General features: G+C 55.2%; 18 protein-coding genes and 1 other annotated feature. Of the genes, 6 read left to right on the forward strand and 12 right to left on the reverse strand.

What is annotated here, in order from left to right:
* Positions 1 to 112 precede the first annotated feature (112 nt).
* Positions 113 to 877, reverse strand: coding sequence for a phosphatidylglycerophosphatase B (gene pgpB, locus FHN83_RS25175; protein WP_139565326.1), 765 nt, complete (start codon positions 875 to 877; stop codon positions 113 to 115).
* A 197-nt stretch (positions 878 to 1074) separates the two neighbouring features.
* Between pgpB and ribA the strand changes: the two genes are divergently transcribed.
* Positions 1075 to 1665 (forward strand): GTP cyclohydrolase II, encoded by a 591-nt coding sequence (gene ribA / locus FHN83_RS25180; protein WP_039031856.1) that lies wholly within the window; start codon positions 1075 to 1077, stop codon positions 1663 to 1665.
* A 44-nt stretch (positions 1666 to 1709) separates the two neighbouring features.
* Here ribA and acnA read toward each other — a convergent pair whose 3' ends face one another.
* The 6 genes from acnA to topA all read right to left on the reverse strand — a co-directional run bounded on the left by acnA (position 1710) and on the right by topA (position 9173).
* Positions 1710 to 4385 (reverse strand): aconitate hydratase AcnA, encoded by a 2676-nt coding sequence (gene acnA, locus FHN83_RS25185; RefSeq protein WP_039031855.1) that lies wholly within the window; start codon positions 4383 to 4385, stop codon positions 1710 to 1712.
* Between the two features lie 155 nt (positions 4386 to 4540).
* Positions 4541 to 4642, reverse strand: a complete 102-nt coding sequence (gene ymiC / locus FHN83_RS28735) for a small membrane protein YmiC (RefSeq protein WP_231568169.1) — start codon at positions 4640 to 4642, stop codon at positions 4541 to 4543.
* Between the two features lie 125 nt (positions 4643 to 4767).
* On the reverse strand, positions 4768 to 4938 hold the full coding sequence (locus FHN83_RS28335; RefSeq protein ID WP_072036729.1) for a hypothetical protein: 171 nt from the start codon (positions 4936 to 4938) through the stop codon (positions 4768 to 4770).
* Between the two features lie 2 nt (positions 4939 to 4940).
* Positions 4941 to 5081, reverse strand: a complete 141-nt coding sequence (locus FHN83_RS25190; protein ID WP_218015341.1) for a YmiA family putative membrane protein — start codon at positions 5079 to 5081, stop codon at positions 4941 to 4943.
* 336 nt (positions 5082 to 5417) lie between these two features.
* Positions 5418 to 6392, reverse strand: coding sequence for an HTH-type transcriptional regulator CysB (gene cysB, locus FHN83_RS25195; RefSeq protein ID WP_032611190.1), 975 nt, complete (start codon positions 6390 to 6392; stop codon positions 5418 to 5420).
* Positions 6393 to 6578: 186 nt separating this feature from the next.
* Entirely contained in the window at positions 6579 to 9173 is a 2595-nt protein-coding gene (gene topA, locus FHN83_RS25200) for a type I DNA topoisomerase (protein ID WP_039031854.1), read from the reverse strand.
* Positions 9174 to 9569: 396 nt separating this feature from the next.
* On the opposite strand from topA, the gene FHN83_RS25205 reads away from it, so the two are divergent.
* Positions 9570 to 9821 (forward strand): YciN family protein, encoded by a 252-nt coding sequence (locus tag FHN83_RS25205; RefSeq protein WP_039031853.1) that lies wholly within the window; start codon positions 9570 to 9572, stop codon positions 9819 to 9821.
* A gap of 35 nt (positions 9822 to 9856) precedes the next feature.
* On the opposite strand, the gene sohB is transcribed toward FHN83_RS25205, so the two are convergent.
* Positions 9857 to 10903: a protease SohB gene (gene sohB, locus FHN83_RS25210; protein WP_138369204.1), complete on the reverse strand. Its 1047-nt coding sequence runs from the start codon at positions 10901 to 10903 to the stop codon at positions 9857 to 9859.
* Positions 10904 to 11152: 249 nt separating this feature from the next.
* Here sohB and FHN83_RS25215 point away from each other — a divergent pair, with 249 nt between their 5' ends.
* Both FHN83_RS25215 and cobO read left to right on the forward strand, forming a co-directional pair.
* Positions 11153 to 11914 carry a YciK family oxidoreductase gene (locus FHN83_RS25215; RefSeq protein WP_039031851.1) on the forward strand — a complete coding sequence of 254 codons (762 nt, stop codon included), beginning with the start codon at positions 11153 to 11155 and terminating at the stop codon, positions 11912 to 11914.
* Entirely contained in the window at positions 11911 to 12501 is a 591-nt protein-coding gene (gene cobO, locus FHN83_RS25220; RefSeq protein WP_039031850.1) for a cob(I)yrinic acid a,c-diamide adenosyltransferase, read from the forward strand. The genes FHN83_RS25215 and cobO overlap by 4 nt, the downstream gene beginning before the upstream one ends.
* A 32-nt stretch (positions 12502 to 12533) precedes the next feature.
* On the opposite strand, the gene rluB is transcribed toward cobO, so the two are convergent.
* The 4 genes from rluB to rnm form a co-directional block, all read right to left on the reverse strand.
* The gene (gene rluB, locus FHN83_RS25225) at positions 12534 to 13409 is read right to left on the reverse strand and encodes a 23S rRNA pseudouridine(2605) synthase RluB (protein WP_039030662.1); all 876 of its coding nucleotides are present in this window, start codon (positions 13407 to 13409) and stop codon (positions 12534 to 12536) included.
* A 357-nt stretch (positions 13410 to 13766) separates the two neighbouring features.
* A complete protein-coding gene (locus FHN83_RS25230; RefSeq protein ID WP_139565327.1) occupies positions 13767 to 14135 on the reverse strand; it encodes a hypothetical protein in 369 nt (122 codons plus the stop codon).
* A gap of 237 nt (positions 14136 to 14372) precedes the next feature.
* The gene (locus FHN83_RS25235; protein ID WP_039030663.1) at positions 14373 to 14993 is read right to left on the reverse strand and encodes an L-threonylcarbamoyladenylate synthase; all 621 of its coding nucleotides are present in this window, start codon (positions 14991 to 14993) and stop codon (positions 14373 to 14375) included.
* Entirely contained in the window at positions 14990 to 15886 is an 897-nt protein-coding gene (gene rnm, locus FHN83_RS25240; protein WP_176556531.1) for an RNase RNM, read from the reverse strand. The genes FHN83_RS25235 and rnm overlap by 4 nt, the downstream gene beginning before the upstream one ends.
* A 144-nt stretch (positions 15887 to 16030) precedes the next feature.
* Positions 16031 to 16125 (forward strand) — a sequence feature (Trp leader region).
* A gap of 24 nt (positions 16126 to 16149) precedes the next feature.
* On the opposite strand from rnm, the gene FHN83_RS25245 reads away from it, so the two are divergent.
* Together FHN83_RS25245 and trpD are read left to right on the forward strand one after the other, a co-directional pair.
* Entirely contained in the window at positions 16150 to 17712 is a 1563-nt protein-coding gene (locus tag FHN83_RS25245) for an anthranilate synthase component 1 (protein WP_039030665.1), read from the forward strand.
* Positions 17712 to 19307: a bifunctional anthranilate synthase glutamate amidotransferase component TrpG/anthranilate phosphoribosyltransferase TrpD gene (gene trpD, locus FHN83_RS25250; RefSeq protein ID WP_139565329.1), complete on the forward strand. Its 1596-nt coding sequence runs from the start codon at positions 17712 to 17714 to the stop codon at positions 19305 to 19307. The genes FHN83_RS25245 and trpD overlap by 1 nt, the downstream gene beginning before the upstream one ends.
* The last annotated feature ends 1 nt before the right edge of the window (position 19308 follow it).

Genomic DNA, 19308 nt, shown 5'->3' on the forward strand with positions numbered 1-19308 from the left:
TCAACATAGCGTAACCAGCCTTATAAACTACCATTTTCATGACGAGGGCGAAACGGAAAAAGCGTCGCGCCACGTTAAGATCTGCGGCTAAATATGAGAATTTCAACCTCAGTCAGCTTTCTTGCTCTCTGTCGGCGATTTCCCGTTTCTCTTCTGCCGGAGGCGTGAGCGGACCACAGAATCGCTGGGCAAGCCAGGTTGCACAGGTGATGAGCAGCCATGAAATCAGGGTCGCCACCACCAGATCCCGCGGCCAGTGCATGCCAAGCAGCAAGCGGCTTCCCATCACGCCCGTTGCCCAGACCAGCAGTACGATGATGGTCACCGTGCGCCGCCGCGGCCACAGCAGACCTACTCCCAGCAGTGCCCAGCTTGCAGCAAACATGGTATGCCCGGACGGGAAGGCAAACCCGGTCTCTTTCTGCCAGTGTTTACGTAAAAAAGCGGGAATAGTCTGTTGTTCAGCAAGCTGTTCTTTGACCAGCTCACCGCGCGCTTTACGCTTTAAATTGTAGAAGTCGTTCACCGGGACATGGTGAGTTTTTTCCATCCAGACCACGAAAGGACGCGGCTCCTGAACCCGATCCTTGACCCAGGATTTTACGCCCTGACCGATAAGAATGACTCCTGCCAGGATGGCAAAGAGCATGATGGCGGCTCGCAGACGAAAACGCAGGCACCACAAAAACCAGGCGCAAAGAAGTGTGTGGGTGATAATCCCCCAGGGTTGGGTAACCGTCTCCGTTACCCAGAACAGCGCTTTCAACCATCCGCTATTCGCGCCTGGCTGCCACTGCCAGCCCGATATCCATAAAGCCACAGGCATAATAAGCAATATCCCTGCGCCAACCGCCGTGCGGCGGGCTATTGAAAGCATGTCGTCTCCTTTTTTCGATAAGCCTCACAATCATAACCGAAAAATTACAGCTGCGTAAAAATGTCGGATTGTGCGTTTAACGTTCGTTAAGCCGGGCGTGATTAGGTGAACCCGCGCAGCTTGTGGCAAAATAAGACAATACCGACAGCCAAACAGGCGACAGACACAAGGCGTGTCAGCATTTTCTGGAGAATCACATGCAGCTTAAACGTGTGGCAGAAGCCAATCTGCCAACCCCATGGGGCGATTTCCTGATGGTGGGCTTTGAAGAACTGGCAACCGGGCAGGATCACGTGGCGTTAGTGTTCGGCGATACGTCCGGGCAGACGCCAGTCCTGGCCCGCGTTCATTCCGAGTGTCTTACGGGTGATGCCCTGTTTAGCCTGCGCTGCGATTGTGGTTTTCAACTGGAAGCCGCCCTGTCGCATATTGCGGAAGAAGGCCGGGGCATCCTGCTGTATCACCGCCAGGAGGGCCGTAACATCGGTCTGCTCAATAAGATCCGCGCGTATGCGTTGCAGGATCAGGGCTACGATACCGTTGAAGCAAACCACCAGCTGGGCTTTGCTGCCGACGAACGCGATTTCACCCTGTGCGCGGATATGTTCAAGCTGCTTGGCGTGGACGAAGTACGTCTGCTGACCAACAACCCGCGTAAGGTTGAGATCCTGACCGAAGCCGGTATCAATATCGTCGAACGTGTACCGCTGATTGTGGGCCGTAACCCGAAAAACGAACACTATCTGGATACCAAAGCGGCGAAGCTTGGACATCTGCTCAACAAATAACATCAACAGCCCGGCAGCGTATGCGTGCCGGGCTGGTTTTCTTTTTAAGTCAGCATATTACGAATGACATAGTGCAAAATGCCGTCGTTCTGGTAGTAAGTGAGTTCTGTTGCGGTATCAATACGGCAGCGGCAGTCAACAACTTCGGTTTGCCCATCGGCTCGCGTCAGCTTGACCGGTACCGTTGCACCAGGCGTCAGATTTTGCAGGTCCGCAATATCAATCCGCTCCTCGCCTGTCAGCTCCAGCGTTTTACGTGATGCCCCCTGCGGGAACTCCAGCGGTAAAATCCCCATGCCAATCAGGTTTGAACGGTGGATACGCTCGAATGATTCGGCGATCACCACCCGTACGCCGAGCAGTCGTGGTCCTTTCGCCGCCCAGTCGCGGCTTGAGCCGGAGCCGTACTCTTTCCCGGCTATCACCGCCAGCGGGGTGCCTTCCTGCTGATACTTCATCGCCGCATCGTAGATGGAGATCACTTCTGTTCCAGGCAGATGACGGGTCATCCCGCCTTCCACGCCCGGCACCATCTCGTTGCGAATACGGATATTGGCGAAGGTACCGCGCATCATCACCTCGTGGTTGCCACGACGCGAACCGTAGGAGTTGAAGTCACGACGCTCCACGCCACGGCCCTGGAGATAACGCCCTGCCGGGCTATCGGCTTTAATACTGCCCGCCGGGGAGATGTGGTCGGTGGTTACCGAGTCGCCGAGAATGGCCAGCACGCGCGCGCCGTGAATATCTTCCAGCGGTTTGGGCTGTGCCAGCATGTCATCAAAGAAGGGTGACAGACGAATATAGGTGGAATCATCCTGCCAGCTGTAGGTGTCTGACCGCGCCACCTCGATGGTTTTCCACTCCGGCGTGCCTTCAAACACTTCGGCGTACTCTTTGCGGAACATGTCGGTAGAGACTTTTTCAACCGCAAGGGCAATCTCCTGCGCCGACGGCCAGATATCTTTCAGATAGACCGGATCGCCTTTACGATCGTGTCCCAGCGGATCGGTTGCCAGATTGATGTTCATATTGCCCGCCAGAGCATAAGCTACCACTAGCGGCGGAGAGGCCAGCCAGTTAGTTTTTACCAGCGGGTGAATACGTCCTTCAAAGTTGCGGTTGCCCGAGAGCACCGCCCCTACCGTCAGGTCGCCCTGCTTGATTGCCGTCTCGATAGGATCCGGTAGCGGCCCGGAGTTACCAATACAGGTTGTACAGCCGTAGCCTACCAGGTTAAAGCCCAGCTCATCCAGATAAGGCGTCAGGCGGGCCTGCGCCAGATAATCGGAGACGACTTTGGATCCCGGTGCCAGCGAGGCCTTGACCCACGGCTGGCGTTTCAGGCCAAGCGTAACGGCTTTTTTCGCCAGCAACCCAGCCGCCATCAGCACGCTGGGGTTCGAGGTGTTGGTGCAGGAGGTAATGGCCGCGATGACGACCGCGCCGTCCGGAAGCTGATACTGGTGACCATTCATCACGTAATCAATAGGCCGCCTGTCTTTCTGCGCGGTGTTAACTTCCAGTTCATTGCTGGCAGCAAAGGCTTTGGGCACATCCGCCAGGGCCACGCGGTCCTGAGGACGTTTTGGCCCGGCGAGACTGGCTTCAACTTCGCCCATATCCAGCGCCAGCGTGCTGGTGAACACCGGTTCATCGCCCGTATTACGCCACATACCCTGCGCTTTGGCATAGGCTTCCACCAGCGCGACCTGCTCGCTGCTGCGTCCGCTGAGGCGCATATACTCCAGCGTCACACCATCGATCGGGAAGAAACCGCAGGTGGCGCCGTATTCGGGAGCCATATTGGCGATAGTGGCCCGGTCCGCCAGCGGCAGGGAGTCGAGCCCGTCGCCGTAGAATTCCACAAATTTACCCACCACGCCGTGCTTACGCAGCATCTGGGTGACGGTGAGCACCAGGTCGGTGGCGGTGATCCCCTCGCTCAGCTTGCCGGTCAGCTTGAAGCCGACTACGTCCGGGATCAGCATGGAGACCGGCTGGCCAAGCATTGCCGCTTCGGCCTCGATCCCCCCTACTCCCCACCCCAGTACGCCAAGGCCATTGATCATGGTGGTGTGTGAATCGGTACCGACCAGCGTATCCGGGTAGGCCACCCACTCTTTATCCTGCAATTCACTCCATACCGCTTTGCCGAGATACTCCAGGTTGACCTGGTGGCAGATGCCGGTGCCGGGTGGGACGACGCTGAAGCGGCTGAACGCCTGCTGGCCCCACTTCAGGAACACATAGCGCTCGTGGTTACGCTCCATCTCAAGCCGTACGTTCTCTTCGAAGGCATCATCATCGCCAAAATGGTCCACGGTCACCGAGTGATCGATAACCAGATCGACCGGAGAGAGCGGGTTCACTTTAGCGGTATCGCCGCCAAGGCGCTTGACCGCTTCACGCATCGCCGCCAGATCGACCACCGCCGGAACGCCGGTAAAATCCTGCATCAGCACCCTGGCGGGACGATAGGCTATCTCCCGGTCGGCATGGGCGCTCTGCAACCATCCGGCCAGGGCATGAATATCTTCAGCCGTAACAGAGACTTCATCCTGCCAGCGCAGGAGATTTTCCAGTAACACTTTAAGCGACTTGGGTAAGCGCGCGATATCCCCAAGTTCCTTTGCGGCCAGCGGCAGGCTGTAGTAGTGATAGGTTTTGTTCTCAGCCTGCAATGTGTCCTTACTGGCTTCGCGTAGGGTTAACGACATAAGCTCCTCCTTAATTACCGGGATTGCGATACCTTGACTTTGATCAGGGCCGTAATTAAAGATAACACATCGTCACCGTAACGATTTGATAACAACTCAAATAGACAAATTCGGCGGGAAAACAAAAAGCCCCGCCGGAGCGAGGCTTTCGTCATTCACTGGAGGGTGAGCCAGATCAGCTGGCACCAGAAGAGGATCGAGAGGGAAAACGCGGCCATCCACGACCAGTATTTAGCTCCGGATATATTATTCATCATTGCGACACCACGCTTTATTTATTCTTTGACAGCTGAGTTTGCCTCAGTTCGATATTGCTGATGTGTATTTATTAAAGAGTACAAAAGCGCATCAGATTATTATCACGCTACGCTGATAATACGAATTATTGTTTTTTGGCTTCGTCTTCTGCGAACAAATCAATAAAGGCTTGCTGCTGCGGTGACAACTTCCAGGACGCCGGAACGTTACCTGTAGCGTCATTACGGACTTTGCGACGCGTGTCACGCTGCTGACACACAGGCTTAACTGCTTCACTACGCCCCTGAACCGCCATAATTAACCCCAGAATTTCCAGACCAGAAACGCCACCACGACCCAAAACAACGTGGAACCCAGAAACACCGCCAGCCAGGCTTTACGCTTAAGTCCTGGGTCCCTTTGCGGCTCGTGACTTCCTGACGGCATTGCTAACCTCATACAATCGATTTCGCTTATCATTTTGATACCAAACAATTGGTATAAGTAATCTTGACTGAGATAAATCCTAAAGAAACTTTAGTCGAAGATCCAGCGAATTTACGAATCCTGTAGCGTCAAATATTTAATCTTTTGAGCGGAAATATATAAATGAAACGTGGAATTTGCGTAGCGGTTAATTATTTTCTATTTTTGTCAGCTTTGCTGAGCAGTTTCAGGAAAAAAAAACGCCGTAACCCCATGGTTAATGAAGCATGAGAGAAAACTGGAGGGGATTTTAATTCAGAACGACAACTGAGAAGGGTATCTTTCCCGAGGGAAAGATACCGAAGGTTATTATTTTTCCGGCAGCTTGATATCTTTAAACATCGCTTCGATATCTTCGTTCGAACGTAGCGCCACCGCGGTATCGACCACGTCGCGGGTCAGATGTGGTGCGAATCGTTGAATAAAATCATACATATAGCTACGCAGGAAGGTGCTGCGACGGAAACCGATTTTGGTGGTGCTGTGGCCGAACACCCCCTGGGTATCCAGTCGCACTAAATCGGGATCGGCGACAGGATCCACCGCCATGCTGGCAATAACCCCTACCCCCAGGCCAAGACGCACGTAGGTTTTGATCACATCGGCGTCAGTCGCGGTAAAGACAATCCTTGGCGTCAGCCCTGCGCGGTTGAAGGCGGTATCCAGCTCCGAACGGCCCGTAAAACCGAAGGTGTAAGTCACCAGCGGATACTGCGCCAGCTCTTCAATGGATACCGAAGTTTTCGCCGCCAGCGGATGCTCCGGCGTCACCACTATCGAGCGGTTCCAGTGATAGCAAGGCAGCATCACCAGATCGTCATACAGATGCAGCGCTTCGGTGGCGATAGCGAAGTCCGCGTTGCCCTTGGATACCGCCTCGGCGATTTGCGTCGGCGAGCCCTGATGCATATGCAACGACACGCGAGGATAGCGCTCGATAAACCCTTTGATAACGCCGGGCAGAGCGTAGCGCGCCTGGGTGTGGGTGGTGGCGATATACAGCGAGCCTTTATCCGGCCAGGTGTGCTCCCCGGCAACGGATTTAATGGCATCGACCTTCGACAGCACTTCGCGGGCGATACGAATAATCTCCTGCCCGGCAGGCGTAACCTGGGTAAGGTGTTTACCGCTGCGGGCGAAAATCTGGATCCCCAGTTCATCTTCAAGCATACGGACCTGCTTGCTGATGCCGGGTTGCGAAGTATAGAGACCTTCTGCGGTGGAGGAGACGTTAAGGTTGTGGTTGACCACCTCAACGATATAGCGGAGCTGCTGTAGTTTCATGCCAGACCATCCGATTTAGCGTACACGGGCAATCGCTTAAGACGATTTGATAATAAGAAAAGGGTTAACTATAACCACTATATCACTTATATCTTTGCTGTATAGTCCGTAACAAAAAATAATAACCGGGCAATAAAAAAGGGCCGGAACCCCGGCCCTTTAAAGGTAACTTACAGTAAATTAAGGTTATTTCTTACCTTCAACCCATTTACCGTCAACATAAAATGCTGACCAACCTGTCGCTTTACCGTCTTTTTCAGCAGCAACATATTGCTGCTTAGTTTTACGGCTAAAGCGCACAACGGTCTTATTACCCTCTGGATCCTGCTGAGGAGCATCGGCCAGATAGCGCAGTTTTTCTGCCAGACGATCGCGGAAGCGATAAAGCTCTTCGACCAGTGGCGCACGCGTTTCACGAGATTTCGGGAAGGTGTTCGCCGCCAGGAAGACGCCCGCAGCGCCATCACGCAGAACAAAGTAGGCATCGGACTTTTCACACGGCAGTTCCGGCAGCGGAACCGGATCTTCCTTCGGCGGTGCCACTTCACCATTACGCAGGATCTTACGCGTGTTTTTGCAGTCGTCGTTGGTGCAGGCCATGTACTTACCAAAACGCCCCATCTTCAGGTGCATTTCAGAACCACACTTCTCACACTCCACAATCGGACCGTCATAGCCCTTGATGCGGAACTCGCCCTCTTCGATCTCGTAGCCGTCGCAGGTCGGGTTGTTACCACAGACATGCAGCTTACGTTTCGGATCGATCAGGTAGCTGTCCATCGCCGTGCCGCATTTGGTGCAGCGACGTTTGGCGCGTAGGGCGTTGGTTTCCGCATCGTCGCCTTCCAGCACGTTCAGCACTTCGTTTTCCGGCACCAGGTTGATGGTGGTTTTGCAGCGCTCTTTAGGCGATAACGCATAGCCTGAGCAACCGAGGAACACACCGGTGGTGGCGGTACGAATACCCATCTTACGGCCGCAGGTCGGGCAGTCGATGCTGGTCAGCACCATCTGGTTCGGCTGCATGCCACCCTCTTCAGGGTCTTTTTCCGCTTTGTCCAGTTGCTTTGTAAAGTCGCTGAAGAAGCTGTCCAGCACCTTCTTCCACTCGGCTTCGTGGTTAGCCACCTGGTCAAGGCTGTTTTCCATCTGCGCGGTAAAATCGTAGTTCATCAGCTCGCGGAAGTTATCTTCCAGGCGATCGGTGACGATTTCCCCCATTTTCTCAGCATAGAAACGACGGTTTTCGGTCCGCACATAGCCGCGATCCTGAATGGTCGAAATGATCGACGCATAGGTAGACGGGCGACCGATACCGCGTTTTTCCAGCTCTTTCACCAACGAGGCTTCGCTGAAGCGTGCCGGCGGCTTGGTGAAGTGCTGTGCCGGGGTCAGCTCAACAAGGGTGAGTTCATCCCCGGTGTTGACCGCTGGCAGGGTTTTATCTTCATCACCCTTACGCAGCGCAGGCATCACTTTGGTCCAGCCGTCGAAACGCAGGATACGTCCACGCGCTTTCAGGCGGAAATCACCGGCCCCCACGGTCAGGGTGGTGGAGTCATACTGCGCAGGCGTCATCTGACAGGCAACGAACTGGCGCCAGATCAGCTGATAGAGTTTCTGCGCGTCGGCTTCCATATCCTTCAGGGATTCCGCCAGCACAGCGACGTCGGAAGGACGAATGGCTTCGTGCGCTTCCTGCGAGTTCTCTTTGCTGTTGTACTGATTTGCGCTCTCAGGCAGGTATTTCTTACCGAAGTTATCGCCAATGTAATCACGCACCATGTTAACGGCGTCCTGGCTCAGGTTGGTTGAGTCAGTACGCATATAGGTGATGTAACCCGCCTCATACAGACGCTGAGCCATCATCATGGTTTTTTTCACGCCATAGCCCAGACGGGTGCTGGCCGCCTGCTGCAGCGTGGAAGTAATAAACGGTGCGCCGGGCTTGCTGCTGGTCGGTTTGTCTTCACGATCCAGTACCTGATAGCGGGCTTTTTCCAGCATCGCCACCGCGGCCATAGTCTGATCGCGGTTTTCAGGGCGGAACGGTTTATCGTTCTGATGGGAGACTTCCAGCGGCAACGTATCGCCGCCTGGCGTCGTTACGCTGGCGTCAATTTCCCAGAACTCTTCCGGCACAAACGCTTTGATTTCGCGTTCCCGTTCAACCACCAGACGTACGGCAACAGATTGCACGCGGCCAGCTGAAAGACCACGCGCAATCTTTTTCCACAGCAGTGGAGAGACCATATAGCCCACGACGCGGTCCATAAAGCGGCGCGCCTGCTGGGCGTTAACGCGATCGATATTCAGCTCGCCCGGCTTTTCAAACGCCTGGCGGATCGCGTTTTTGGTAATTTCGTTAAACACCACGCGGCTATAGCGTGTGTCATCGCCACCGATCACTTCCCGCAGGTGCCATGCAATGGCCTCCCCTTCGCGGTCAAGGTCGGTTGCGAGATAGATATGGTCGGCTTTTTCCGCCAGCTGTTTCAGCTCGGAGACGACTTTCTCTTTACCCGGCAGTACTTCGTACTGTGCCTGCCAGTTATCCCATGGGTTAACCCCCATGCGATTTACGAGCGCGCTACGTTCATCCTTTTTAGGCTTTTTGGCCCCTTTGGTGGAGGTAGAGTCGGCGCTCTTCTTGGCTGAGCCACTGGTCGGCAGATCGCGGATGTGACCGACGCTGGACTTAACCACGTAGTCACTACCCAGATACTTATTGATCGTTTTGGCTTTTGCCGGGGACTCAACGATAACGAGAGCTTTACCCATATTCACCTTTACCTAATTTGTTTCTTCCAGGAATACGTCGCGTGAGTTCACCTTCCACTGGCGACGAGACAGTTATATAGCGACGCCATCAGTGGATATCAACCCTCTTTTCAGTTCAGTCGCAAAAACGACGTCACACAAGCGGTTGAGATAACGCGCTTTTTCTCGCTTCAGTGTGACTGCACGACGAGACTTAGGTCGAATGTCAAGCAAATCTGTTGCCAGAATGACGAAAGCGCACACTCTACCTGATAAAATCCGTTACGCAACTTTATTAGCATGCAAAAGCAAATCACGCCAGCGCTGTCCGTCTTGCCCGACAAGCGCCAAAATGGGGAAAATTTGCTCCCGGGACCGCTGCGGCGTAGACTAATAACACTGTTTAAGGAGTGGATAATGCAGCAAACTACCCAACCAATTGACCGCGTAACCTTGCTTGCTGAAGCAAATAAACTCATTCGTGAACATGACGACACCATGGCAGGAATCGAAGCCACAGGCGTAGAGCAGCGCAATGGTGTGCTGGTGTTCAGCGGGGAATACTTCCTGGACGAGCAGGGTCTGCCGACCCCGCGCAGCACGGCAGTATTTAACATGTTTAAATACCTGGCCCATGTGCTCTCCGAAAAGTACCACCTGGTTGATTGATGCGAAAACGCGAGGCAAATGCCTCGCGTTTTTATTCAGAGCAGCGGTTTTTGCCCGCGCTGCAACCAGCGCAGCAGCAGACGATCCGCGCTTTCAGCGGCGCTATTGGTAAAGCGATCCATCAGCTTTTTACGACGCATATAGCGCACGCCAACCAGTTCGCGCCCTTCCATCAGAGATAGCAGCAGATCGTCGCTGGTGCCCACCTGATCCACCAGCCCCTTGTCCAGCGCCTGGGTACCGTACCAGTGCTCGCCGGTGGCGACCTGGTCGATATCCAGTGAGGGTCGCATCTCTTTCACGAACCCTTTAAAGAGCTGGTGGGTATCATTGAGATCTTCACGGAACTTCTGTCGCCCCTCTTCGGTGTTTTCACCCAGCAGAGTCAGCGTGCGTTTGTACTGGCCTGCCGTATGAAGCTCCACATCAATATCTTTATTTTTCAGGAAACGATTGAAGTTCGGGATCTGTGCTACCACGCCAATCGAACCAATAATAGAGAAAGGCGCCGCGACAATTTTATCGGCCACGCAGGCCATCATGTAGCCTCCGCTGGCAGCGACTTTATCCACCGCGACCGTCAGCGGGATCTGCTTATCGCGCAGTCGTTGCAGCTGGGAAGAAGCCAGTCCGTAACCATGCACCACCCCACCCGGGCTTTCGAGACGCAGAACAACCTGGTCTTCAGCTCTTGCCACCGCCAGCACCGCTGTCACTTCTTCACGCAGAGATGACACTTCATGGGCATCCATGCTGCCTTTAAAATCCAGCACATAAACGCGCGGTTTCGGCACTTCAGGGCGATGCTCCTGTTTTGCTTTCTGCTTTGCCGCTTTCGCTTCAAGCTTGTGTTTTTTCTTCTGCGCTTTGTGCCACAGCTTCTGCTCATGAGCATCAAGCAGCGCTACTGACATCTCTTCCTTCATATCCGTGTACTGCTCGCTTAAGCGGGTAATGCGCAACTCGCCGCGCTGGCGTTTGCGCTGCGTCAGGTTAACAATCAGAACGGCGATCACCGCAATGGCAATCACCACCGTCGCAATTTTGGCCAGAAATAATCCGTACTCAGAAAGTAATTCCACGCGTCCACCTTGGTTTAACCACTTGTTTTCTCACTCAGTGTACAACAGCCTTCAGCAGGCGTCTCTCAGCTGACGATACCCTTGCGAGCCGTCTTCAGAAATGTTTATTTGTGGATGAAATATTTGCAAATTGTTAATTTTACAGCGAACTCACCGGTAGACTGATTGTAATCAGCCGCGCTTTCGGGCATAAAGCCGAAAAGAGACCGCACAGCATGGGCCGCGCCAACGCGCGCCAGAGGAGTGACCTTGCACTATCAACCTAAAAAAGATCTTCTGCAAAACCGTATTATTCTGGTCACGGGAGCCAGCGACGGCATTGGCCGCGAGGCGGCATTGACCTATGCCCGCCACGGTGCGCGCCTTATCCTGCTGGGTCGTAATGAAGATAAGCTGCGCGATGTTGCTCAGGCTATCGCCAGTGAAGGCGGAGCCCCCACCCGCGAGTACATTCTCGACCTGTTAACCTGCACCCCGGAGAGCTGCCGGGAGCTTGCCGGGCGTATCGCCACCGAGTATCCGCGTCTGGACGGCGTGCTCCACAATGCGGGCCTGCTTGGCGAAGTCCGCCCAATGGATGAGCAAAACCCGGAGATCTGGCAGCAGGTCATGCAGGTGAACGTTAACGGCACCTTTTTCCTTACCCAGGCGCTCCTTCCTTTATTACTGCAGTCCGATTCCGGCTCGCTGGTCTTTACTTCGTCAAGCGTCGGACGCCAGGGCCGGGCAAACTGGGGCGCGTATGCCGCCTCGAAATTTGCCACCGAAGGGATGATGCAGGTGCTGGCTGAGGAGTATCAGAGCCGCCATCTGCGCGTGAACTGCATCAACCCCGGCGGGACGCGTACCAGCATGCGCGCCAGCGCGTTCCCGAGCGAAGATCCGCTTAAACTAAAAACCCCCGCCGATATCATGCCGCTCTATCTGTGGCTGATGGGCGACGACAGCCGCCGGAAAACCGGCATGACCTTTGATGCCCAACCCGGCCGTAAACCAGGAATATCGCAATGAGTGATGAACGTCATCAACAGCGCCAGCAGCGCCTTAAAGAACAGGTTGATGCCCGTGTTGCCGCAGCTCAGGATGAGCGCGGGATTATTATCGTCTTTACCGGCAACGGCAAAGGCAAAACCACAGCAGCTTTTGGCACGGCAACGCGCGCCGTCGGTCACGGTCAAAAGGTGGGCGTCATTCAGTTCATTAAGGGCGAGTGGCCAAACGGCGAGCGTAATCTGCTGGAACCGCATGGGGTGGAGTTTCAGGTCATGGCCACCGGCTTTACCTGGGATACTCAGAACCGCGAAACGGACACTGCGGCCTGTCTGGCCGTCTGGGAGCATGCGAAGCGTATGCTGGCGGACCCAACGCTGAATATGGTTCTGCTGGATGAGATCACCTATATGGTGGCCTACGACTATTTACCGTTGCAGGAGGTGGTTGAGGCGCTGAACAGTCGTCCGGCACACCAGACGGTGATTATCACCGGGCGCGGCTGTCATCGGGATATTATGGAGATGGCGGATACGGTTAGCGAGTTACGACCGGTCAAACACGCCTTCGATGCAGGCGTTAAAGCGCAAATCGGCATCGACTATTAACAAAAAACCCGGCGTTGCCGGGTTTTTTATTTTTAGCCGTTGTTGTTACGGCTGCCAGAGCGGCGATTGCTGCTGACCTGGCTATGACGTTTAACCGCCCGACGGATCTGGTTCGCTTTCATGCGACGACGATCTTTCTCCACCGCCACTTTCGAAGTGGTTTCCGGGGTCAGTTCCACCAGCTCACGCAGATAGTTGGTCTGGGTTAAATCCAGCTCCGTATAGCCGCCACGTGGCAGGCCCTTCGGCAGAAGGATGTCACCGTAACGGACACGGATCAGACGGCTAACCTGCACGCCAACGGCTTCCCACAGACGACGCACCTCGCGGTTACGACCTTCGGTCAGGGTCACGTTGTACCACTGGTTAATGCCTTCGCCACCGGTGAATTTGATGGTTTTAAACGCTGCCGGGCCATCTTCAAGCTGCACGCCGCGCGACAGTTCACGGATCTTATTGTCGTCAACTTCCCCGAACACGCGGACCGCGTATTCACGTTCCACTTCACGGCTTGGGTGCATCAGACGGTTTGCCAGTTCACCATCGGTAGTGAACAGCAGCAGACCGCAGGTGTTTACGTCCAGACGACCTACCGCGATCCAGCGCGCGCCGCGCAGTTTTGGCAGGCGGTCAAACACGGTTGGACGACCTTCCGGATCGTTGCGGGTGCAGAGTTCACCTTCCGGCTTGTAGTAAGCCAGCACGCGGCAAATCTGCTCGGCAGACTCTTTCACGGAGATCAGGTGGCCGTCGATACGAATTTTCAGGCCGGGTACGATGTCAACACGATCGCCCAGGGTGGCGATTTTACCGTCCACGCTGACACGACCTGCTGCGATAATGGTTTCGATTTCACGGCGTGAGCCGTGGCCGGCGCGGGCCAGCACTTTCTGTAATTTCTCGCTCATTGAGCTTCCTTCAGGTGTCGCCTTCACAGGCGTCTGGTGTACTTTATAAAACAATGAGTTAAGCTCAACCAGAACCTAACTCAATGATCTGTAACTCTTTCACAGCACACATAATGGCAGACAATACGTCTCGCCCAGTGATTCATGGCCGCACATATTACATGAATTTTAGACTAAATGATTCAACAAGTTTTACGCGGCAGATTTCTTGTGCTGATGACCTGAAGTAAGCCCAACGAGCGGGCTATCAGTTTGCGTCAGGCCGTCGGGCGTTCATTCCAGGCATCGGTAAACTGGATGTTGCCGTCTACACTGCACCGCCATTTTCTTAACCCACATACAGGGAGGGTTGGCATTCTATTTCCTCCTTAATTTTTTGATTAACTTCATTGTTAAAATATAGACAGGAATTGCTATTGATAGCATCACAGACAAATCTATATCGAAAAAAGCTTCATACAAGGATTCTGCGTCTTCACTTCCATAGAAGAACAACGCCCATTTTGTTGCAAAATCTTCATTAATATATAACTCTGCGTATGGGAGACTGTGACCTACACACATCAACAAAAAAACGAAATAAATAAATTTACCTATTTTACGCGCAATGTTTTTTATTATAGCCACCGCCGAGCACCTCCCCCGTCCGCGCTCCATCAAGGAACGCATTTTTCCAGGTGCGATGCGGACTGGTTTTGCAACAGCCATACACATTGAAAGGCGCATAATCCGCCCCGTTCAGAATGAGTGTCCCCTGTAACGCCACAGATTATCCCTCTATCTATAAATAAGTGTTCGTTTAACGTACAACCACTTATTCAGGCAAGCTGAGATGATTCCGGCAAAAGAATACTTTTCAGATAATAATAAGATTTTAAATACAGAAGGAAATAAGCGAAGCGTTACTATCAGGGCCATTATATTTGCTAATAAGATGGCCCCAGAGGACAGGAAATTACGCTATTACAGGAAAGGCTTAACGTCCCCCACGCCTTCACGCAGCACGACCGGCGCATCTTCCGTTAAATCAATTACCGTGGTCGGTTGCTGGCCGAGATAGCCGCCGTGAATAATCAACTCCACCTGCTTCTCGAGGCGGTCTTTGATCTCATCCGGATCGGATTCGGTAAATTCGCTGCCCGGCAGCATCAGCGAGGTGGAGAGCATCGGCTCGCCGAGGGTTTCAAGCAGCGCCTGGGCAATCGGGTTCGACGGCACGCGCATCCCGATGGTTTTGCGTTTTTCCTGCAGCAGGCGGCGCGGCACCTCTTTCGTCCCTTTAAGGATGAAGGTGTAGTTGCCCGGCGTGTTGTTTTTGATCAACCGAAACGCGACATTATCCACGTAGGAGTAGGTGGATAACTCAGAGAGATCGCGGCACATCAGGGTAAAGTTATGCCCGTTCGGGATGTGGCGGATCCGGCAGATACGCTCCATCGCGGTTTTATCTTCGATCTTACAGCCCAGCGCGTAACCGGAATCGGTTGGATAGACGATAACCCCGCCCTTACGCACGATCTCCACGGCCTGATTAATCAAACGCGGCTGCGGATTGTCAGGATGGATATAAAAAAATTGGCTCATACTACCCTCTCTTCAATTGGCGTTGGCTGCTCCCAGAGTTGCCACACCGGCTCGACGCCAGCAGGTAACCAGAGCTTGCGTCCCAGCTCTATCCAGGGACAAGGCTGATGAAAATCAGAGCCCTGGGAGGCAAGGAGTCCATACTGGCGGGCATATTCAGCCAGCTGACTGCGCTCGTTGGGTGCCTGCTGACACTGGGCGACTTCCATCGCATCTCCGCCGTGTTCGGCAAAGTAAGCCAGCAGACGTTTCAGCCATTTGGCGGAGAGGTTATACCGCCCCGGATGGGCCAGTACTGCCTTGCCGCCAGAATGATGAATGACATCAATAGCTTGTTCTATTGTACACCACTGGGGAGGAACGTATCCGGTTTTCCCGCGGGCGAGGTATTTTTTAAACACATCCGCAATGTTATTTGCCTTACCGGCTTCCACCAGAAAACGGGCAAAGTGGGCGCGGGTCACCGCCCCGTCTTTCGCCAGCCGCATGGCCCCTTCCCAGGCGCCGGGAATATGGGCTTTCTCCAGGCGTTCGGCGATCATCTCGGCCCGCAGCACGCGCCGCGTCTTTTGTTGGTCCAGAAACGCGCGCATCGCCGGGTTTTCGATATCGATGTTTAACCCGACGATATGAATCTCATGATTTTCCCAGACGGTGGATATTTCCACGCCGGTTATCAGGGTCAGGGGCAATCCGCTGCGGGTAATTTCTGCCCGCGCGGCTGCAATGGCCTCGGTGGTATCGTGATCGGTAATGGCCAGCGTGCCCACTCGCATCTCATGGGCGCGATGGACAAGCTCTTCAGGCGTAAGCAGGCCGTCAGAGGCCTGCGTGTGGCTGTGTAAATCATAAATCACTGCGTAATTCGTGTCGCTCAAAGCGGCTCCCGTCACTGCTCGTCAATATCTGCGCGGCCATAATAACGGTATGTGGTGAAATTCTGAAATCGGGGGGTTGACAATAAGCCATCGAACTAGTTAACTAGTACGCAAGTTCACTCAACGAGGTATCTGAAAATGACCGCACATTTTACTCTGCACAGCTGGTGGCGCACTTCCTGATTAACGGGCAGTGTCGTACGTCTGCGTCATGCATTCAGATACCTGGCCCGCCACTGAGCGGGCTTTTTTATGAACAGAATAAAGAGAACAACATAATGCAAACAGCCAAACCGAACCTCGAACTGCTGACCCGCGAGGCGGCGTATCGCCACAACCCCACCGCCCTGTTCCATCAGGTGTGCGGCGCGCGTCCCGCCACTCTGCTGCTGGAGTCTGCGGATATCGACAGTAAAGACGATCTGAAAAGTCTGCTGCTGGTCGACAGCGCCCTGCGCATCACCGCTTTGGGCGATACCGTCACCCTGCAGGCGCTTTCTGAAAACGGTGCGGCCCTGCTGTCGCTGCTGGATGATGTTCTGCCAGCTGGCATTGAGAATGAACATCGCCCTGACCAGCGCATCCTGCACTTCCCGCCGGTCAGCCAGCTGCTGGATGAAGATGCCCGTCTCTGTTCTCTGTCGGTGTTTGATGCCTTCCGCCTGCTGCAAAACCTGGTCAATGTGCCTGAAAGCGAGCGCGAAGCGATGTTCTTTGGTGGGCTGTTTGCTTACGACCTGGTGGCCGGTTTTGAAGATCTCCCTGAGCTTGAGCAGGGAAACCGCTGCCCGGACTACTGCTTCTATCTGGCGGAAACCTTACTGGTGATCGACCACCAGAAAAAGTACACCCGTATTCAGGCCAGCCTGTTCACCCCGATTCTGGCGGAGAAGCAGCGTCTGGAGCAGCGCATTGCCCAGCTGCAGGCGCAGATGGATGAAGCCCCACCGGAGCTGCCGGTGCAGCGCGTGGAGCAGATGCGTTGCGACGTCAGCCAGACCGACGATGAGTACGGCGTGGTGGTCCGTCAGATGCAGAAAGCCATTCGCGCCGGCGAGATTTTCCAGGTAGTGCCGTCCCGTCGCTTCTCCCTGCCCTGCCCGTCCCCGCTGGCGGCCTATGACGTGCTGAAGAAGAGCAACCCGAGCCCGTACATGTTCTTTATGCAGGATAACGATTTTACCCTGTTCGGCGCCTCGCCGGAGAGCTCCCTGAAGTACGACGCCACCAGCCGTCAGATTGAAATCTATCCTATTGCCGGTACCCGCCCGCGCGGTCGTCGTGCCGACGGTTCGTTGGATCGCGACCTCGACAGCCGCATCGAGCTGGAGATGCGCACCGACCAGAAAGAGATGTCAGAACACCTGATGCTGGTTGACCTGGCACGTAACGACCTGGCGCGCATCTGCACCCCGGGCAGCCGTTACGTCGCCGACTTGACCAAAGTGGACCGTTACTCCTTCGTGATGCATCTGGTTTCCCGCGTGGTGGGCGAACTGCGTCAGGATCTGGACGTGCTGCACGCCTACCGCGCCTGCATGAACATGGGCACCCTGAGCGGCGCGCCGAAAGTTCGCGCCATGCAGCTGATTGCCCAGGCCGAAGGCCGTCGTCGCGGCAGCTACGGCGGTGCGGTGGGCTACTTTACCGCCCACGGCGATCTGGATACCTGCATCGTGATCCGCTCCGCCTACGTCGAAGAGGGGATCGCCACCGTCCAGGCGGGCGCGGGCATCGTTCTCGACTCTGTTCCGCAGTCTGAAGCTGACGAAACCCGTAACAAGGCCCGCGCAGTACTGCGCGCCATTGCGACTGCCCATCACGCACAGGAGATTTTCTGATGGCTGACATTCTGCTGCTCGATAATATCGACTCCTTTACCTATAACCTGGCGGATCAGCTGCGTGCTAACGGTCACAACGTGGTGATTTACCGTAACCATGTTCCGGCTCAGACCTTAATCGACCGTCTGGCCACCATGCAAAACCCGGTGCTGATGCTCTCCCCGGGGCCGGGCGCGCCAAGTGAAGCGGGCTGTATGCCGGAGCTGTTGACCCGTCTGCGCGGCAAACTGCCGATCATCGGGATCTGCCTGGGCCATCAGGCGATTGTTGAGGCCTACGGCGGTTACGTCGGCCAGGCGGGAGAGATCCTGCACGGTAAAGCCTCCAGCATTGAACATGACGGTCAGGCGATGTTTGCCGGGCTGATGAACCCGCTGCCGGTGGCGCGCTATCACTCGCTGGTGGGCAGCAACATCCCGGCGGGCCTGACCATTAACGCCCATTACAACGGGATGGTGATGGCCGTGCGTCACGATGCGGACCGGGTTTGCGGCATGCAGTTCCACCCGGAATCCATTCTGACCTCCCAGGGCGCTCGCCTGCTGGAGCAGACCCTTAACTGGGCGCTGCAGAAACTGGAGCAGACCAACAGCCTGCAGCCAATCCTGGAAAAACTCTATCAGGCGCAGACCCTGAGCCAGCAGGAGAGCCACCAGCTGTTCTCCGCCGTGGTACGCGGCGAGCTGAAACCCGAGCGGCTGGCCGCCGCGCTGGTAAGCATGAAAGTGCGTGGTGAACAGCCCCAGGAGATTGCCGGTGCCGCCACCGCCCTGCTGGAAAACGCCGCCCCGTTCCCGCGCCCGGACTATCTGTTCGCGGATATCGTCGGCACCGGCGGTGACGGCAGCAACAGCATCAACATCTCCACCGCCAGCGCCTTTGTCGCTGCAGCCTGCGGGTTGAAGGTGGCAAAGCACGGTAACCGCAGCGTCTCCAGCCGTTCCGGCTCGTCGGATCTGCTGGCCGCCTTCGGTATCAATCTGGATATGAACGCGGAGAAATCCCGCGATGCGCTGGATGAGCTGGGCGTCTGCTTCCTGTTCGCGCCGAAGTATCACACCGGATTCCGCCATGCGATGCCGGTGCGTCAGCAGCTGAAAACCCGCACCCTGTTTAACGTGCTCGGGCCGCTGATCAACCCGGCGCACCCGCCGCTGGCGCTGATTGGCGTCTACAGCCCGGAACTGGTGCTGCCGATTGCCGAAACCCTGCGCGTGCTGGGTTATCAGCGGGCGGCGGTGGTGCACAGCGGCGGGATGGATGAAGTCTCCCTGCATGCACCGACCCTGGTGGCCGAACTGAACAACGGTGAGATCAAAAGCTACCAGCTTGAAGCGGCCGACTTTGGCTTAACGCCGTATCACCAGGAACAGCTGGCAGGCGGCACCCCGGAAGAAAACCGTGACATTCTGACCCGCCTGTTACAAGGTAAAGGTGAGCCAGCGCATGAGGCCGCTGTTGCCGCCAACGTCGCCATGCTGATGCGTCTGCACGGCGAAGAAGATTTACAGGTCAACGCGCAGAAAGTGATTGAAGTGTTGCGCTCTGGCGCAGCCTACGACCGGGTTACCGCATTAGCGGCAAGAGGATAAA

The organism is Leclercia adecarboxylata (genome assembly GCF_006171285.1).
Classification (GTDB): Bacteria; Pseudomonadota; Gammaproteobacteria; order Enterobacterales; family Enterobacteriaceae; genus Enterobacter; species Enterobacter barmai.

Excerpts from the sequence above, each read along its gene's own strand:
- acnA (WP_039031855.1), bottom strand. The coding sequence starts at position 4,385 with ATGTCGTTAACCCTACGCGAAGCCAGTAAGGACACATTGCAGGCTGAG.
- FHN83_RS25245 (WP_039030665.1), top strand. The coding sequence starts at position 16,150 with ATGCAAACAGCCAAACCGAACCTCGAACTGCTGACCCGCGAGGCGGCG.
- cysB (WP_032611190.1), bottom strand. The coding sequence starts at position 6,392 with ATGAAACTACAGCAGCTCCGCTATATCGTTGAGGTGGTCAACCACAAC.
- FHN83_RS28335 (WP_072036729.1), bottom strand. The coding sequence starts at position 4,938 with ATGGCGGTTCAGGGGCGTAGTGAAGCAGTTAAGCCTGTGTGTCAGCAG.
- ribA (WP_039031856.1), top strand. The coding sequence starts at position 1,075 with ATGCAGCTTAAACGTGTGGCAGAAGCCAATCTGCCAACCCCATGGGGC.
- cobO (WP_039031850.1), top strand. The coding sequence starts at position 11,911 with ATGAGTGATGAACGTCATCAACAGCGCCAGCAGCGCCTTAAAGAACAG.
- FHN83_RS25190 (WP_218015341.1), bottom strand. The coding sequence starts at position 5,081 with ATGAGGTTAGCAATGCCGTCAGGAAGTCACGAGCCGCAAAGGGACCCA.
- FHN83_RS25205 (WP_039031853.1), top strand. The coding sequence starts at position 9,570 with ATGCAGCAAACTACCCAACCAATTGACCGCGTAACCTTGCTTGCTGAA.
- ymiC (WP_231568169.1), bottom strand. The coding sequence starts at position 4,642 with ATGATGAATAATATATCCGGAGCTAAATACTGGTCGTGGATGGCCGCG.
- FHN83_RS25230 (WP_139565327.1), bottom strand. The coding sequence starts at position 14,135 with ATGCGCCTTTCAATGTGTATGGCTGTTGCAAAACCAGTCCGCATCGCA.
- rluB (WP_039030662.1), bottom strand. The coding sequence starts at position 13,409 with ATGAGCGAGAAATTACAGAAAGTGCTGGCCCGCGCCGGCCACGGCTCA.
- topA (WP_039031854.1), bottom strand. The coding sequence starts at position 9,173 with ATGGGTAAAGCTCTCGTTATCGTTGAGTCCCCGGCAAAAGCCAAAACG.
- pgpB (WP_139565326.1), bottom strand. The coding sequence starts at position 877 with ATGCTTTCAATAGCCCGCCGCACGGCGGTTGGCGCAGGGATATTGCTT.
- trpD (WP_139565329.1), top strand. The coding sequence starts at position 17,712 with ATGGCTGACATTCTGCTGCTCGATAATATCGACTCCTTTACCTATAAC.
- FHN83_RS25235 (WP_039030663.1), bottom strand. The coding sequence starts at position 14,993 with ATGAGCCAATTTTTTTATATCCATCCTGACAATCCGCAGCCGCGTTTG.